15 protein-coding genes, 2 tRNA genes and 1 pseudogene are annotated in these 15,634 nt (G+C 70.0%); 5 read left to right on the forward strand and 13 right to left on the reverse strand.

From position 1 onward, the window contains the following. Positions 1–95 precede the first annotated feature (95 nt). Positions 96–2,126, forward strand: coding sequence for a Stk1 family PASTA domain-containing Ser/Thr kinase (pknB, locus tag AB0G59_RS13290; RefSeq protein WP_360911032.1), 2,031 nt, complete (start codon positions 96–98; stop codon positions 2,124–2,126). Positions 2,127–2,236: 110 nt separating this feature from the next. Here pknB and AB0G59_RS13295 read toward each other — a convergent pair whose 3' ends face one another. The 6 genes and pseudogenes from AB0G59_RS13295 to AB0G59_RS13320 all read right to left on the reverse strand — a co-directional run bounded on the left by AB0G59_RS13295 (position 2,237) and on the right by AB0G59_RS13320 (position 6,383). After that, positions 2,237–2,926 (reverse strand): class E sortase, encoded by a 690-nt coding sequence (locus AB0G59_RS13295; protein ID WP_360911034.1) that lies wholly within the window; start codon positions 2,924–2,926, stop codon positions 2,237–2,239. A 36-nt stretch (positions 2,927–2,962) separates the two neighbouring features. Beyond that, a pseudogene (locus tag AB0G59_RS13300) lies at positions 2,963–3,679 on the reverse strand (class E sortase); the annotation flags it as partial. 170 nt (positions 3,680–3,849) lie between these two features. Next, on the reverse strand, positions 3,850–4,488 hold the full coding sequence (locus AB0G59_RS13305) for an aminodeoxychorismate/anthranilate synthase component II (protein WP_360911036.1): 639 nt from the start codon (positions 4,486–4,488) through the stop codon (positions 3,850–3,852). Positions 4,489–4,492: 4 nt separating this feature from the next. Continuing rightward, complete coding sequence (locus AB0G59_RS13310; protein WP_071963675.1) at positions 4,493–4,687, reverse strand: hypothetical protein; 195 nt, start codon at positions 4,685–4,687, stop codon at positions 4,493–4,495. 91 nt (positions 4,688–4,778) lie between these two features. Continuing rightward, complete coding sequence (locus AB0G59_RS13315) at positions 4,779–5,600, reverse strand: class E sortase (RefSeq protein WP_360911038.1); 822 nt, start codon at positions 5,598–5,600, stop codon at positions 4,779–4,781. Between the two features lie 21 nt (positions 5,601–5,621). Next, positions 5,622–6,383: a DUF881 domain-containing protein gene (locus AB0G59_RS13320; protein ID WP_360911040.1), complete on the reverse strand. Its 762-nt coding sequence runs from the start codon at positions 6,381–6,383 to the stop codon at positions 5,622–5,624. A 144-nt stretch (positions 6,384–6,527) separates the two neighbouring features. On the opposite strand from AB0G59_RS13320, the gene crgA reads away from it, so the two are divergent. After that, positions 6,528–6,782: a cell division protein CrgA gene (crgA, locus tag AB0G59_RS13325; protein ID WP_360911042.1), complete on the forward strand. Its 255-nt coding sequence runs from the start codon at positions 6,528–6,530 to the stop codon at positions 6,780–6,782. Positions 6,783–7,119: 337 nt separating this feature from the next. Here the strand turns inward: crgA and AB0G59_RS13330 are convergent, their stop codons facing one another. Both AB0G59_RS13330 and AB0G59_RS13335 read right to left on the reverse strand, forming a co-directional pair. Further along, on the reverse strand, positions 7,120–7,980 hold the full coding sequence (locus AB0G59_RS13330) for a rhomboid family intramembrane serine protease (protein WP_360911043.1): 861 nt from the start codon (positions 7,978–7,980) through the stop codon (positions 7,120–7,122). A gap of 103 nt (positions 7,981–8,083) precedes the next feature. Next, positions 8,084–8,611, reverse strand: a complete 528-nt coding sequence (locus tag AB0G59_RS13335) for a peptidylprolyl isomerase (RefSeq protein ID WP_360911045.1) — start codon at positions 8,609–8,611, stop codon at positions 8,084–8,086. A gap of 225 nt (positions 8,612–8,836) precedes the next feature. Here AB0G59_RS13335 and AB0G59_RS13340 point away from each other — a divergent pair, with 225 nt between their 5' ends. After that, positions 8,837–9,499 carry a DUF5324 family protein gene (locus AB0G59_RS13340; protein WP_360911048.1) on the forward strand — a complete coding sequence of 221 codons (663 nt, stop codon included), beginning with the start codon at positions 8,837–8,839 and terminating at the stop codon, positions 9,497–9,499. A gap of 80 nt (positions 9,500–9,579) precedes the next feature. On the opposite strand, the gene AB0G59_RS13345 is transcribed toward AB0G59_RS13340, so the two are convergent. Beyond that, positions 9,580–9,652 (reverse strand) — tRNA-Ala (locus AB0G59_RS13345). 118 nt (positions 9,653–9,770) lie between these two features. Here AB0G59_RS13345 and AB0G59_RS13350 point away from each other — a divergent pair. Both AB0G59_RS13350 and AB0G59_RS13355 read left to right on the forward strand, forming a co-directional pair. Beyond that, positions 9,771–10,316 carry a DNA-binding protein gene (locus tag AB0G59_RS13350; protein WP_360911050.1) on the forward strand — a complete coding sequence of 182 codons (546 nt, stop codon included), beginning with the start codon at positions 9,771–9,773 and terminating at the stop codon, positions 10,314–10,316. Positions 10,317–10,365: 49 nt separating this feature from the next. After that, positions 10,366–11,526: a serine/threonine-protein kinase gene (locus AB0G59_RS13355; RefSeq protein WP_360911052.1), complete on the forward strand. Its 1,161-nt coding sequence runs from the start codon at positions 10,366–10,368 to the stop codon at positions 11,524–11,526. Between the two features lie 137 nt (positions 11,527–11,663). Here AB0G59_RS13355 and AB0G59_RS13360 read toward each other — a convergent pair whose 3' ends face one another. From AB0G59_RS13360 to gyrA, 4 genes are all read right to left on the reverse strand, one after another. After that, positions 11,664–11,798, reverse strand: a complete 135-nt coding sequence (locus AB0G59_RS13360; RefSeq protein WP_003958712.1) for a DLW-39 family protein — start codon at positions 11,796–11,798, stop codon at positions 11,664–11,666. Between the two features lie 160 nt (positions 11,799–11,958). Continuing rightward, a tRNA-Ile gene (locus tag AB0G59_RS13365) sits at positions 11,959–12,032 on the reverse strand. A 72-nt stretch (positions 12,033–12,104) separates the two neighbouring features. Then, a complete protein-coding gene (locus tag AB0G59_RS13370) occupies positions 12,105–12,965 on the reverse strand; it encodes a DUF3566 domain-containing protein (RefSeq protein ID WP_360911054.1) in 861 nt (286 codons plus the stop codon). Between the two features lie 3 nt (positions 12,966–12,968). Beyond that, positions 12,969–15,599, reverse strand: coding sequence for a DNA gyrase subunit A (gene gyrA, locus AB0G59_RS13375; RefSeq protein ID WP_360911056.1), 2,631 nt, complete (start codon positions 15,597–15,599; stop codon positions 12,969–12,971). Positions 15,600–15,634: the final 35 nt, after the last annotated feature.

The raw sequence follows: 15,634 nt of genomic DNA on the forward strand, positions 1-15,634 counted from the left end.
GCCCGGAAGCTGCCCTGCGTGCCGGGTACGGTATGCCGGACAGCACACCGCCGGACGTGACGTAGGTGCGGTCAGGAAACGGAAGGGCTGGAGCTATGGAAGAGCCGCGTCGCCTCGGCGGCCGGTACGAGCTGGGCTCGGTGCTCGGTCGCGGTGGCATGGCCGAGGTCTACCTCGCCCACGACACCCGGCTCGGCCGCACCGTCGCCGTGAAGACGTTGCGGGTGGACCTCGCCCGCGACCCGTCCTTCCAGGCCCGGTTCCGCCGTGAGGCCCAGTCGGCCGCCTCGCTCAACCACCCGTCGATCGTCGCCGTGTACGACACCGGCGAGGACTACGTGGACGGGGTCTCGATCCCGTACATCGTCATGGAGTACGTCGACGGGTCCACCCTGCGCGAGCTGCTGCACTCCGGCCGCAAGCTGCTGCCCGAGCGGTCGCTGGAGATGACCATCGGCGTCCTGCAGGCGCTGGAGTACTCCCACCGGGCCGGCATCGTCCACCGTGACATCAAGCCGGCCAACGTGATGCTGACCCGCACCGGTCAGGTCAAGGTCATGGACTTCGGCATCGCCCGCGCGATGGGCGACTCCGGCATGACGATGACTCAGACGGCCGCGGTCATCGGCACCGCCCAGTACCTCTCGCCCGAGCAGGCCAAGGGCGAGCAGGTCGACGCGCGTTCCGACCTCTACTCCACGGGCTGCCTGCTCTACGAGCTGCTGACGGTCCGTCCGCCCTTCGTGGGCGACTCGCCGGTGGCCGTGGCCTACCAGCACGTGCGGGAGGAGCCGAACCCGCCGAGCATCCACGACCCCGAGATCACGCCCGAGATGGACGCCATCGTCCTCAAGGCGCTGACCAAGGACCCGGACTACCGCTACCAGTCGGCCGACGAGATGCGCGCCGACATCGAGGCGGCCCTGGAGGGCCAGCCCGTGGCGGCGACCGCCTCCATGGGTGTCGTGGGCTACGGCACCGAGGACCAGCCCACCACCATGCTGCGGCCGCAGGACCACGTGGGCGCGCCCGGGCAGACCTCGATGATGCCGCCCGTCGCCGACGGCGGCGGCTACGGCGGTTACGACGACGGCTCCGGCGGCGGACACCGCGGCGGTGGCGGCAAGAAGAGCAACCTCTCCACCATCCTGCTGGTGGTGGCGGGCGTTCTGGTGCTCGTCGGCGCGATCTTCATCGGCAAGTCGCTCTTCAGCGGCGGCGGCAACAACTCCCAGGTGACGGTGCCGCCGCTGGTCGGCCAGACGCTGGCGGAGGCTCAGCGGTCGGGCGAGAACGGCGGCTTCAAGGTCGCCGAGGGCGAGAAGAAGTTCTGCGACCAGCCCAAGGGCAAGATCTGCGACCAGAACCCCAAGGCGGGCTCCAAGGTGGAGCGCGACAGCGAGGTCAAGGTCGTCGTCTCCCAGGGCGCGGAGAAGGTCTCGGTGCCGGACGTGCTCGGCGCCTCCTTCGACGAGGCGAAGGCCACGCTCGAGGGCAAGGGCTTCACCGTCCGGCAGAAGCAGAAGGAGTCCGAGCGGACCCCTAACACCGTTCTCGACCAGGACCCCAAGAGCGGGGAGAAGGCCGAGAAGGGCACGGAGATCACCCTCACGGTCGCCGCCCAGGCCGCGACCAAGACGGTCCCCTCCGTCGTCGGCCAGATGTTCGACGCCGCGAAGAAGCAGCTCTCCGACAACGGCTTCCAGGTCGTCAAGGAGGACGAGGAGAACTCCGACAAGCCGGCCGGCACGGTCGTGCGGCAGAGCCCGGACGGCAACACCTCGGCGCGCCAGGGCTCCACGGTGACCCTCTTCGTCTCGAAGGGCGGGGCGCAGAAGTCGACCGTGCCCGGCGTGGTCAACCAGAAGCTCAAGGACGCCAGGAAGGCGCTGACGGACGCGGGCCTGAAGGTCGGCAACATCACCGGCCCGCAGGACGACAACGCCATCGTGCTGGTCACCGACCCGGCGGCCAACGCCCAGGTGCCCAAGGACACCCCGGTCAACCTCACCACGGTGGCCGGTCCCGGCGGCGCCAGCGGCGGCCCCGCGGGCCAGACCGGCGGTCAGACGGGCGGCCAGGACATCGGCGGCCTCTTCGGCGGCCTGACCGGCGGCCGGCACTGACGAGTGGCCCTACGGGACCGTTACGGGCCCGTGGACGCCCGTTGAACGCACCGGAGCCCCGGCAACCCCTCTGGGGGGCCGGGGCTTCGTGCTGTGTGCCCTACGGGCCGTCAGCGCAGTTCCTTGGGCGGGGTGCGCTTGGCGTCGACCTTCTCGGTGCGCTCCAGCTCGGCCCAGACGACGTAGCGGTAGTCGGAGGTGTAGACGGGCGTGCACGTGGTCAGGGTCAGGAAGCGGCCAGGGGCCGTCTTCCCCGAATCCTTGGGCACCGGGTCGATGACGTCGACGTTGAAGCGGGAGGTCTGCTTCAGGTCGGCGTAGACCTTGTAGACGTACCAGGTGTCGCGCGTCTCGAAGACGACCGGGTCACCGGTCCTGATCTTGTCGATGTTGTGGAACTTCGCGCCGTGCCCGTCGCGGTGCGCGGCCAGCGTGAAGTTGCCCTGCTTGTCCCAGGGCATGCCCGACTTCACGGGCTCGCGGTAGTAGCCGGCGACGCCCTCGTTGAGGACCTTGCCGCCGGTGCCGGCCTTGACCAGCACCTCGCCGTTGCGCATGGCCGGTACGTGCAGGAAGCCGATGCCGTCCTTGGTGTCCAGGGCGCCGGGGCCCGTGGACCTCGCCCAGTGGTCGCGCACCTGGTTGCCCTGCTTCTTGGCCTCGCGGTCGGCCAGGACGTTCGTCCACCACAGGGAGTAGACGACGAAGAGGGCCATGATCACGCCTGCGGTGATCAGCAGCTCGCCGATGACGCCGACGGTGGCGGCGATCCGCCCCCGTACGCGGTCAGTCCGTGCCACAGACGTTCGTACCCCGCTTCGCTGTTCTCGCGTGTCTCAGTTGACGAGAGCGTCCGGCTTACCCTCGGTCCGGGGCCGCTCGTCGACCATCTTGCCCCACACGATCATGCGGTAGGTACTGGTGAACTCCGGGGTGCAGGTGGTCAGCGTGATGTAGCGGCCGGGCCTGGTGAAGCCCGATCCGGCGGGCACGGGGTCGATGACCCGGACGTTCGCGGGCGACGTCTGGTCCAGTCGGCTGGTCATCTCATAGGTGTAGAAGGCGCTCTTCGTCTCCACGACGATCTTGTCGCCGGGCTTCAGCTGGTTGACGTAGCGGAACGGTTCGCCGTGGGTGTTGCGATGCCCGGCCAGCGCGAAGTTGCCCTGCTTGTCCCAGGGCATCGCGGTCTTGAGCGCGCCGGGCCCGTCGCCCTCGTAGTGCCCCACCATGCCCCGGTCGAGCACCTTGTGCTTGTTGATGCCCTGGGCGATGGGGGCCTTCACGTCCAGGCGGGGGATGTAGATGATCGCGAAGCCCTGGCCCGGCGAGAACGCCCCCGCGTCCCGGTCGGGGCCGCCGCCCTTCTCCCAGCTGTTCTGCAGATGACTGGCGGCGCCGCCCGCCTGCCGCTGGGCGATGACGTTCGTCCACCACAGCTGGTAGGCGACGAACAGCAGCATGACGAGGCCCAGGGTGATGAACAGCTCGCCGACGAGCCGGCTCACGATCACGCCGACGCTGTCCTTGCGGGCGCGCGCGGCGCGCTGGGCGGCCTTGCGCCGCTCGGCACGCCCCCCGGTGACCACCGGCGGCGCGGGCTCCACACGGCGCAAGGTGATCGTCGCGTCGTCCTCCGGCGGCAGGGGCTGGGAGACGTACCCCGTGCCGTAGGACGTCGGCCGCGCGGCCAGGAGGGGGTCCTGCTCGGGCCGGAGTGCGGTCACGCCCCGCCCTTGCCCACCACCGGTGCGAGCCCGGCCGAGCGTTCCACCGCCCCCATGTCGCCGCAGGCGACCAGCCAGTTGGCGAGCATCCGGTGCCCGAACTCGGTGAGCACGGACTCGGGGTGGAACTGCACGCCCTCGACGGGCAGGTCGCGGTGGCGCAGGCCCATGGCGATGCCGTTCTCGGTCCAGGCGGTGATCTCCAGCTCGTCCGGCCAGTGGTCCCGCTCGACGGCCAGGGAGTGGTAGCGGGTGGCCGTGAAGGGCGAGGGCAGGCCGTTGAAGACGCCCTTGCCCTCGTGGGTCACCGGCGAGGTCTTGCCGTGCAGCAGCTCGGGGGCGCGGTCGACGACGCCGCCGTAGGCGACGGCCATCGACTGCATGCCCAGGCAGACCCCGAAGACCGGCACCCCCGTCCTCGCGCAGTGGCGCACCATGTCGATGCAGACCCCGGCCTGTTCGGGCGCGCCCGGGCCGGGGGACAGCAGGACGCCGTCGAAGCCGTCCTGGGCGTGGGCCGGCTCGACCTCGTCGTTGCGGCGCACTTCGCACTCGGCGCCGAGCTGGTAGAGGTACTGGACGAGGTTGAAGACGAAGCTGTCGTAGTTGTCCACGACCAGGATGCGCGCGCTCACCGCGTTACCGCCATTCCGTCGTTGCACTGCCGGCCGGCAGGCCGTTGTCGACCGTCACGTCATTGAACGGCAGCAGCGGTTCCGCCCAGGGGAAGACGTACTGGAAGAGGGCGTAGACGATCGCCAGCACGAGCAGCAGCGAGATCAGCGCCTTCACCCATGCGTTGCCCGGCAGATGACGCCAGATCCAGACGTACATGTGTCCCTACTTGCCGATGACGTAGTCGGTGGACCGTAGTCGATGGTCGATTGCAGCACCAGACTAAGGGGCCGAACCCCGTGGAGGAGGGTCAGCCGGACAAAGCGGCGGGCCTGCCGTCGGTGGCGGGCCGGGTCGCCTCGAGGTGGGCCCAGACGATGAGCCGGTGGCTGTGCCCCCACTCCGGTTCACAGGTCGTCAGCGTCAGGTAGCGGCCGGGCTCGCGGTAGCCGGACCGGGCGGGCACGGGGTCGATCACACCGGTGTCGGTGGGCAGCGTCCGGTACGGGCGGGTGTCGACGCGGTAGGTGAACCAGGTCGTGCCGTCGGTGAGGATCACCGCGTCGCCGGGGCGCAGGGACGGGAGGTCCTTGAAGGGGTCGCCGTAGGTGCGGCGGTGGCCGGCGACCGCGAAGTTGCCGCTCTCCCCGAGCCCGGCGGTGCGCTCGTAGTGGCCGAGGCCCTTCTTGAGCAGCTCGGTTCCGGTGCCGTGGAGGACGGGCTTGGCCCAGCCGGCGCCGAAGCGGGGGATGTACATGACGGCGAAGGGGGCGCCCGGGCGGTAGGAGGCGCCCGGCGCGGCGGGCGGGACCTGCCGGCCGGCCTCCGCGGGCGGGGCGGTGGCCCGGCCCTCGCCCTGCTCGCCGCGGGCGGGGGGCGTCGCCGGTGGCGGTGCCGGCCGGCCGTCGGACGGGGTGGCGGCGGGGCCGGGGGACGGGTCCCGGTCCGGGGCGGGGGCGCCGGCGACTGCTCCGGCGGCCCAGCGGTCCTGGAGGCGGTCGATCTCGTCCCGCATGGCGCTGTCGGCGCGGACGCCGGTCCAGTAGAGGACGTACACCACGAACAGGACGATCAATGTGCCGATGGTGAGGCACAGTTCGCTGAGCGTCCGTACGACCAGTCGTAACCCCACCGGCCGACCCCTTCCCGGGCGCTATCCCATGGGCTTGGCGTAGTGGAGATCCACTGTGCCCGAGTAGCCCGGAAGTGTCACCGCGTCGTGCTGGTCGACTTTCCAGCCGAGGCCGTACGCGTTCACGTACTGCAGGTAGTTCTGGATCGCGGGGGAGGTGTCGAGCGCCTTGCGCAGCGTGCCGCGGTCGCCGACGGCGGTGACCTTGTACGGCGGGGAGTAGACGCGGCCCTGGAGGATCAGGGTGTTGCCGACGCAGCGCACCGCGCTGGTGGAGATCAGCCGCTGGTCCATCACCTGGATGCCCTTGGCGCCGCCCCGCCACAGGGCGTTGACGACGGCCTGGAGGTCCTGCTGGTGGATGACGAGGTCGTTGGGCTGCGGCTGGGGGACGCCGGGGATCTTGGCGGTGGCGTTGGGCGGGGCGTCGGTGAGGGTGACCGTCAGGCCCGCGCCGGTGGTCTTGCGGGTACCGGCCGCGTCCTCCAGTGCGGTGAGCTTCTTGTCCTGCGCCGTGTCGCGGCTGTCGCGCCGGGCGAGGGCGTCGACCTGGGCGCGGGCGGTCGCGGCGCTCTCCTCGAGGGCGCCGTTCTTGCGGCTGCGCTCCTGGATGAGGTCGGACAGGCGCAACATGGAGTCGTCGGTACGGATGTTGGTGCCCTGGGCGGTGTTGAAACTCATCCAGAAGATGAGGCCCGCCAGGGCGAAGACACCGCCGGTCAGCAGCCGTACCGGACGGAAGCGCCGGACGGGCCCGCTGGTGGAGTCCGCAGAATGGCTCAACGTACCCTTATCCTCTCCGACGCCGCGGAAGCACTACGCTAACGGACGCCCGGGAGAAGGAAGCGCTCCCGTCGCATCCCGCTCCGGCGGACCAGCCTTGTATCCCAGCGCGGTCACGCAGCGCATCGACAGGAGAGTTACCTCGTGCCGAAGTCACGGATCCGCAAGAAAGACGACTTCACGCCGCCGCCGGTGAAGCAGCAGAGCATCAGGCTCACCACCGGTCGTCGCTGGGTGGCGCCGCTCATGCTGGCGATGTTCCTGATCGGGCTGGCATGGATCGTCGTCTTCTACGTGACGAGCGGCGACATGCCGGTGGAGTCCCTGAAGAACTGGAACATCGTGGTGGGCTTCGGCTTCATCGCGGCGGGCTTCGTCGTCTCCACCCAGTGGAAGTAGCGGCGGCAGCGCCCCTTCCGGAAACCCCCGGCGAAGCTCTGCCCTGAGTTTTCCGGGGAGTTATCCACACCCTCGTCCACAGTGGGGAAAAACTCAGAAGATCTGTGGATAACTTCCCTGGCGTTGACGCCGGTGTGACTGATCGCGGACGCCGCGTATCGACGGTCGCACCGGCGCCTTCCAGGGGAAACGCAGCTCAGCGGGGGTACGGACACACCTGAACACCCGTTCCCACACGCCATGCACAAGATCCGGCACTCGTTGTGGACAACCTGTGCGGCCACCGATGTGGGTGACACCCCCGACGGCACCCGGCCCGGGCCCCTCCGGCCCTCGTTCAGCCGAGCTGGAGCGTCCGCACGCCGACCGTCACCACGATCGCCAGCAGTGCCGCCGCGCAGGTGAGGCGCTGGACGAGCGCCCGCTTGTCGCGGGGGGCGTGCACCATTCCGTAGGCCACCGCCGTGCCCACCACCAGGCCGCCGACGTGGGCCTCCCAGGCGATGTTGCTCCAGGTGAAGGTGAAGATCAGGTTGAGCACGAGCAGCGCGATGACCGGGCGCATGTCGTACTTCAGCCGCCGCAGCAGCACGGCCGTCGCGCCCAGCAGGCCGAAGATCGCGCCCGAGGCTCCCAGCGAGGGCTGGTTCGGGGCGGCGACCAGGTAGGTCAGGGCGCTGCCGCCGAGGCCGGACAGCAGGTAGAGCGCCACGAAGCGGGCGCGCCCGAGGGCCGCCTCCAGCGGCGGGCCGAGCCACCACAGCGAGAGCATGTTGAAGGCGATGTGCATCGGCGCCTGGTGCAGGAACGCCGCCGTCAGCAGCCGGTACCACTGGCCCTCGGCGACGCCCTCCAGCGGACCGAAGTCCGAGAGCGCCGCGCGGCCGAACAGCTCGAGGGAATCCACCAGAGTGTCGCCGGTGGCCAGCACCGCGAACCACAGGGCGAGATTGATCCCCAGGATGATCTTGGTGACCAGGCGGGGGTCCTCCGCATGGGTGCCGCCGGCGATCGTGCGCGGGGCGCTCGCCTGCGGGGCGGGCCCAGCGCCGGAGGCGCCGGCCACGCAGTCCGGGCACTGGAAGCCGACCGAGGCGCTGACCATGCACTCGGGGCAGATCGGGCGGTCGCAGCGCGTGCAGCGAATGCCCGTCTCGCGGTCCGGGTGCCGGTAGCAGCGGACGGCCTGGTCGTTCATGCTCTCCCCTTGCCCCTGTCGCGGACCGGTGTTGCCCCTGTTCGCACCACGGCCCCGCCCGTCATACGGACGGGCGGGGCGCCAGGTTCCCGTGGAACGGGTGTCAGCGGGTCTCGATGACGACCGACTGGATGACGACGTCGTTCACCGGACGGTCGGTGCGCGGGTTGGTCTGGGCGGTGGCGATGGCGTCGACGACCTTCTTGCTCGCCTCGCCGACGACCTGGCCGAAGATGGTGTGCTTGCCGGTCAGCCAGGTGGTCGGCGAGACGGTGATGAAGAACTGCGAGCCGTTGGTGCCCGGGCCGGCGTTGGCCATGGCCAGCAGGTACGGCTGGGTGAAGGCCAGGTCGGGGTGGAACTCGTCCGCGAACTTGTAGCCGGGACCGCCGGTGCCGTTGCCCAGCGGGTCACCGCCCTGGATCATGAAGCCTTCGATGACGCGGTGGAAGACCGTGCCGTCGTACAGCTTGTCCGTCGTCGTGGCACCGGTCTCGGGGTTCACCCACTCGCGCTCGCCCTTGGCGAGCTCGACGAAGTTCTTGACCGTCTTGGGCGCGTGGTTGGGGAGAAGCTGGATCTCGATGTCGCCCTGGTTGGTCTTCAGGGTGGCGTAAAGCTGCTCGGCCACGGTCTACCTTCCATAGTGTTCACTGACGGCTACCGATCCTCGCACGGCGGGTTGGCACGAGTAGCCACCAAAGCCCCGCGCGCGGCGGCGAACCATGGCATTGTCGACCGAAGCTCCCCTTTGACCCGGATGCCCGCTCGCACATGCCGGACCGCCCATCGGCAGGCATGATTTTCCACTGGGTGGAAAGGCGACAAACCATACGCCACCGAGGAGGAGGTTCTCGTGACCCGCAAGGACAGCGTGCGCGCCGCGACCAGTACCGCCAAGGACAGCGTGCGCCATGCCGCGGAAGTGGTGGCGCCCTATGCAGGCACGGCCAAGGACGCCGCCGTGCACTACGCGCACGAAACCCGGGTACGGCTCGCGCCCAAGGTGTCATCGGCCGCCCGGCACGCCCGTACGACCGCGGGCGAGCAGTACCACGCCCACCTCGCGCCGCGCCTGGAGCACGCACGCGACGCCCTGCCTCCCAAGGTCGACCAGGCCACCGCCCGGGCCCGCGCCGTCGCCGAGCCCGTGCGGGACGAGGCGCTCTCGCGCGGCACGGCCGCCCTCGCCGCCCTGCGCGGCCAGGTGTCGGCCGACGACGTGGAGAAGATCACCCGCCGGCGCGGACGCCGCTGCCGGGCGGGCCGCGCGGCCAAGCGGCTCCTGGTCCTGGGCGTGCTCGTGGGTGGCGCGGTCGCCGTGTGGAAGTGGTGGGACAAGCAGGCCAACCCGGACTGGCTCGTCGAGCCCCCGGAGGCCACCGAGCCCGCCGACCGGGGGACCCTGAGCTCCGTGGACGGCAGCGGCGAGGCCGCCGGGCTGGATCCGGAGGTCCAGGCCAAGCAGGACCGGGCGGACGCCGACGTCTACGACGAGGGCGACAACGACCGCCCCTGAGCGGGCACGCGGCGCATACGGATAAGCATAAAACCCCCTCCGACCTGCATTTCTGCAGGTCGGAGGGGGTTTTATGACGGTGGAGCCTAGGGGAGTCGAACCCCTGACATCTGCCATGCAAAGACAGCGCTCTACCAACTGAGCTAAGGCCCCGTCGGGGACCAGACTACCCGGTGCCAGGGGTGTTTCCCGACCGGGTATCGCCGGGACCCACCACTCTCCGTAGGATGCACCGCAAGATTCGCTGCAGCGAAGCGAAGGGGAGAGCGAGATGGACGCATCACAGCAGGAAGCCACCGCCCGCGCACGGGAGCTGCAGCGGAGCTGGTACGGGGAGCCGTTGGGGGCGCTCTTCCGCCGTCTCATCGACGACCTCGGCCTCAACCAGGCCCGTCTCGCCTCCGTCCTGGGCCTCTCGGCGCCCATGCTCTCGCAGCTGATGAGTGGTCAGCGGGCGAAGATCGGCAATCCCGCGGTGGTACAGCGGGTGCAGGCGCTGCAGGAGCTCTCCAGCCAGGTCGCCGACGGCAGCGTGAGCGCCGCCGAGGCCGCCGAGCGCATGGAGGAGGTCAAGAAGAGCTCGGGCGGCTCGGTCCTCAACTCCACCCAGACGACGGCCAGCAGCGGCGCTCCGACCGTGCGCCGGGTGGTCCGCGAGATCCAGTCCCTGCTGCGGTCGGTGGCGGGCGCCGGGGACATCATCGAGGCCGCCGGCACGCTCGCCCCCACCCATCCCGAGCTCGCCGAGTTCCTGCGCGTCTACGGCGCCGGCAGGACGGCCGAGGCCGTCGCGCACTACGAGGCGCACCAGAGCTGACCGTGCCGGCGAGGCCGGCGGAGCAGGAGGCGGGGGCGGCGCGAACGACATGGGTGAGGTCTTCGCTGGGCGGTACGAGCTGGTGGACCCGATCGGACGCGGCGGGGCGGGGGCGGTCTGGCGGGCCTGGGACCAGCGCCGACGGCGCTATGTGGCGGCCAAGGTGCTGCAGCAGAGCGACGCCCACACACTGCTGAGGTTCGTCCGCGAACAGGCGCTTCGCATCGATCATCCCCATGTGCTGGCGCCGATGAGCTGGGCGGCGGACGACGACAAGGTCCTGTTCACCATGGAGATGGTGGGCGGCGGTTCGCTGGCCCATCTCATCGGCGACTACGGGCCGTTGCCGCCGCATTTCGTGTGCGTCCTGCTGGACCAGCTGCTGTCCGGGCTCGCGGCGGTGCACGCGGAAGGCGTCGTGCACCGCGACATCAAACCGGCCAACCTCCTTTTGGAGGCGACCGGTACGGGGAGGCCGCATTTACGCCTCTCCGATTTCGGGATCGCCATGCGCAAGGGCGAGCCCCGGCTGACGGACACCAACTTCGTTATGGGAACCCCCGGTTACTTCGCGCCCGAGCAAATGCTGGGCGAGGAACCCGACTTCCCCGCCGACCTCTTCGCCGTCGGCCTGGTCGCGCTGTATCTCCTCACGGGCCGCAAACCGGACGCCGAGGCGCTCGTGGAGCTCTTCCAGGAGCGGGGCGTGCCGAACGCCCCCCAGGAGGTTCCCGAACCGCTCTGGGACGTGATCGCGAACCTGCTGCACCCCGATCCCTACACCCGCTTCCGTACGGCCACGGGGGCGCGCAAGGCCCTGTCGGCGGCCGTGGAGCTGCTGGGCGAGCCGCCCGAGGACGAGGAGCGGATCGAGGTCTTCGACCAGCTGGGCCCGCTGCCCCCGGGTTTCGGCCCCTCGGGCCCCGAACCGGAACCGCGCCCGGAGCAACGGCCGCAACCCCCTGCGGAGCCGGGGGCGGAGGGCGTCCCGCTCGCACCGCCGCGGCCGAACTACCCGCCCACGCGCCCCTACACGGCCCCGCAGCCCTATCCCCGCCCGTTACCGCCGCCGCCCGCCCAAGGGCCCTTCACCGGGGCCGTACGGGCCCCCCACGGGCGTTCCGGGCCATCCGCCAAGGTGGCGGTGCCGGTGCTGATCGTGGCGCTGCTGTGCCTCGCGGTGGGGGTGTGGGCGCTCACCGTCGGCTGAGCGGCGCACCGCAGGGGACAGGTGGGACATCACGGGAGAAGCTTCACGTTCGCAATCATTTTATTTGCGACCGCAACTAAAAGGACAGGGCCCCGACCGCCTGGCGGTCGGGGCCCTGCTCAACGCTTGTCTTCAGCTCACACGCCCGAACCTGCGGGCACGGAGTCGGTCGCCTCCGTCCACAGGTCCTGCTCGGCGCGATCCGCCTGGATCTGCCGGTACACGAGGAGCCCGCCGATGGCGGCCAGTGCGACCAGGAGCAGCTTCTTCACCGCGCGACCTCGTCTTTCCTTGACGTAAGGGGACCTCTGGTGGCCGATGATACACACCGGCCGATACCGATCGGTGACCTGCGTCCGCTCCCCCGCCGGGCCCGAACTCCCAAAAGCGATCGGCCCGGACGGAGAATTCCGTCCGGGCCGATCGTGCGAGTGGGGCTAACAGGACTTGAACCTGTGGCCTCTTCCTTATCAGGGAAGCGCTCTAACCGTCTGAGCTATAGCCCCTCGCGACACCGAAAGATTAGCGCACTTGGGGCCCAGTCCCAAAATCGCCCGGGCCCCAGGGCGTCATGCCCGCTATTCGTCCTCGGCGAGCGTCAGCTCCACGCCGCCCACGAAGCCGGCGGAGAGGTTGTAGACGAAGGCCCCCAGCGTCGCCAGGGCCGTCGCCAGCACCACGTCGATCACCGCGATGACCGAGGTGAACAGCAGCACGTGCGGCAGCGACAGGAAGGACTCCAGGTCGAAGCCGCCGCCGCTCTCACCGGAGGCCGTGGCGTCGCTGATGGTGCCGCCGACCGTGGAGAAGACGCCCATGCCGTCCATGACCAGCCACAGCACCGTCGCCGCCACGATGGTGCACACGCCCAGCGCGACCGACAGCAGGAAGCTGACCTTCATCACCGACCACGGGTCGGCCTTGGCCACCCGCAGCCTCGCCTTGCGCGTACGCGGGGCCGTACGGGCCTCGGGACGCGGCCGGCGGGCCGATTCCCCTCCGGCCTGTCCGGCGGCCCGCTCGGCCTGCTTGGGGACGCCCAGGGCCTTGCCCGCCTTGGCGTCCTGGCCGCCCTTGCCCCCGGTCTTGCCGGCCTTGCCCGCGCTGTTCTTGGCGTCGCCGCCGTTCGAGGCGGCGCGTGCGGCGCCATCGGAACCGGCGTCGGCTTCGGCGCCGGAATCGGCGGCAGAAGCGGAATCGGAAGCGGAACGCTCGGCCGGAGGCTCGTAGGCCTTCGGCGGGTGGTACGGCTGCGGATCACGGGTCTCGGTCATGGTCCTCCCCCTGCCTGCGGTCCCGGTCCCGTCGGCCCCGGAGCCCGCGCCGTCCGCGCTGTCCGTGGCAGAGCCACGGACCCCCGCCTTCTCGGGTGCGGCCTTCGCGGATGACTTCCGCTTGGCGGCCGCACCGCCGGTGGCGGTGCCCGTGGCTCCACTCACGACTTACTCCTCGGTGTCCTCGACCAGGGGCGCTGTGCCCTCGGCCGCCTCGGACCCGTCGCCCTCGGCTGCGTCGCCCAACTCCTCGACGCCCTCAGCCTCGCGACCGGCCTCGGCGTTCCGGGCGATGCCCACGACGGCATCGCGCTTGCCCAGGTTGATCAGTTGGACGCCCATGGTGTCACGGCCCGTCTCCCTGACTTCGTTGACCCGGGTACGGATCACACCGCCGCTCAGCGTGATGGCGAGGATCTCGTCCGTCTCCTCGACCACCAGAGCGCCGACCAGCGAGCCGCGGTCCTCCACGATCTTGGCGGCCTTGATGCCGAGGCCGCCACGACCCTGGACGCGGTACTCGTCGACGTTCGTCCGCTTCGCGTAACCGCCGTCGGTGGCGGTGAAGACGAACGTACCGGGACGGACGACATTCATCGAGAGCAGCTCGTCACCCTCGCGGAAGCTCATGCCCTTGACACCGGAGGTGGCCCGGCCCATGGGGCGCAGGGCCTCGTCGGTGGCGGTGAAGCGGATCGACTGCGCCTTCTTGCTGATCAGCAGCAGGTCGTCCGCGGCGGAGACCAGCTCGGCACCGATCAGCTCGTCCTCGACGCCGCCGTCCGTCTCGCGGAGGTTGATGGCGATGACACCGCCGGAGCGCGGCGAGTCGTAGTCCTTGAGCGAGGTCTTCTTCACCAGGCCGGACTTGGTGGCCAGCACCAGGTAGGGCGCCACGTCGTAGTCGCGGACGGCGAGGATCTGGGCGATCTTCTCGTCCGGCTGGAAGGCCAGCAGGTTCGCCACGTGCTGACCGCGCGCGTCCCGGCCGGCGTCCGGCAGCTCGTACGCCTTGGCCCGGTAGACCCGGCCCTTGTTGGTGAAGAACAGCAGCCAGTGGTGGGTGGTGGAGACGAAGAAGTGGTCGACGATGTCGTCCTGCTTGAGCTTCGTGCCCCGCACGCCCTTGCCGCCGCGCTTCTGCGAGCGGTAGTCCTCGGTCTTGGTGCGCTTGACGTAGCCACCGTTGGTGATGGTGACGACGATGTCCTCTTCGGCGATGAGGTCCTCGATGGACATGTCGCCGTCGAAGGGCACCAGCTGCGAGCGCCGGTCGTCGCCGAACTTGTCGACGATCGCCGTCAGCTCCTCGCTGATGATCATCCGCTGCCGCTCGGGGGAGGCGAGGATGGCGTTGTACTCGTTGATCTTCGCCTGGAGCTCGTCGTGCTCGGCGGTGATCTTCTGGTGCTCCAGGGCCGCCAGGCGGCGCAGCTGCATCTCCAGGATCGCGTTGGCCTGGATCTCGTCGATCTGCAGCAGGCCCATCAGGCCCTCGCGGGCGACGTCGACGGTGTCGCTGCGCCGGATCAGCGCGATGACCTCGTCGATGGCGTCGAGCGCCTTGAGCAGACCGCGCAGGATGTGGGCGCGCTCCTCGGCCTTGCGGAGCCGGAAGCGGGTGCGCCGGACGATGACCTCGACCTGGTGCGTCACCCAGTTGCGGATGAAGGCGTCCAGGGACAGCGTGCGCGGCACGCCGTCGACCAGCGCCAGCATGTTGGCGCCGAAGTTCGTCTGCAGGTCGGTGTGCTTGTAGAGGTTGTTCAGCACGACCTTGGCGACCGCGTCCCGCTTGAGGACGACGACCAGGCGCTGGCCGGTGCGCGAGGAGGTCTCGTCGCGGACGTCCGCGATGCCGCCGATCTTGCCGTCCTTCACCAGGTCGGCGATCTTCTGGGCGAGGTTGTCCGGGTTGACCTGGTAGGGCAGCTCGGTGACCACCAGGCACTGGCGGTTCTGGATCTCCTCGACCTCGACCACCGCACGCATGGTGATCGAACCACGGCCGGTGCGGTAGGCCTCCTCGATGCCCTTGCGGCCCACCACGAGCGCGCCGGTCGGGAAGTCGGGGCCCTTGATCCGCTCCATGAGCGCCTCGAGGAGCTCCTCCGGCGTCGCCTCCGGGTTGGCCAGGTACCACTGGGCACCCTCGGCCACCTCGCGGAGGTTGTGCGGCGGGATGTTGGTGGCCATGCCGACCGCGATGCCCGCCGAACCGTTGATCAGCAGGTTCGGGAAGCGCGCCGGCAGGACCGTCGGCTCCTGGTTGCGGCCGTCGTAGTTGTCCTGGAAGTCGACGGTCTCCTCGTCGATGTCCCGGAGCATCTCCATGGACAGCGGCATCATCTTGCACTCGGTGTACCGCATGGCGGCGGCCGGGTCGTTGCCCGGGGAACCGAAGTTGCCGTTGGAGTCCACCAGCGGCATGCGCATCGACCAGTGCTGCGCCAGGCGCACCAGGGCGTCGTAGATCGAGGCGTCGCCGTGCGGGTGGTACGTACCCATGACGTCACCGACGACGCGGGCGCACTTGTAGAAGCCCTTCTCGGGGCGGTAGCCGCCGTCGTACATCGCGTAGAGCACGCGGCGGTGCACCGGCTTGAGGCCGTCCCGCACGTCGGGCAGCGCACGCGAGACGATGACGCTCATCGCGTAGTCGAGGTACGAGCGCTGCATCTCGGTCTCGAGCCCGACGGGCTCGACGCGCATGCCGACGCCCTCCAGGGGCGCGGGCGCGCCCTCGGGGGTGACTTCGGGCACGGGAGCGGTGGGAGTCTCAGGGGTCTCGTCGGCCATTGCTGTTCAAAGTCCTTTCGCGCTGCGGCTGTTTC

The organism is Streptomyces sp. NPDC021096 (assembly GCF_040641275.1).
GTDB lineage: Bacteria > Actinomycetota > Actinomycetes > Streptomycetales > Streptomycetaceae > Streptomyces.

What these genes read in the sequence shown, in the direction of transcription:
- pknB (WP_360911032.1), top strand. Translation starts at nt 96, where the DNA reads ATGGAAGAGCCGCGTCGCCTCGGCGGCCGGTACGAGCTGGGCTCGGTG.
- AB0G59_RS13310 (WP_071963675.1), bottom strand. Translation starts at nt 4,687, where the DNA reads ATGTACGTCTGGATCTGGCGTCATCTGCCGGGCAACGCATGGGTGAAG.
- AB0G59_RS13330 (WP_360911043.1), bottom strand. Translation starts at nt 7,980, where the DNA reads ATGAACGACCAGGCCGTCCGCTGCTACCGGCACCCGGACCGCGAGACG.
- AB0G59_RS13350 (WP_360911050.1), top strand. Translation starts at nt 9,771, where the DNA reads ATGGACGCATCACAGCAGGAAGCCACCGCCCGCGCACGGGAGCTGCAG.
- AB0G59_RS13355 (WP_360911052.1), top strand. Translation starts at nt 10,366, where the DNA reads ATGGGTGAGGTCTTCGCTGGGCGGTACGAGCTGGTGGACCCGATCGGA.
- gyrA (WP_360911056.1), bottom strand. Translation starts at nt 15,599, where the DNA reads ATGGCCGACGAGACCCCTGAGACTCCCACCGCTCCCGTGCCCGAAGTC.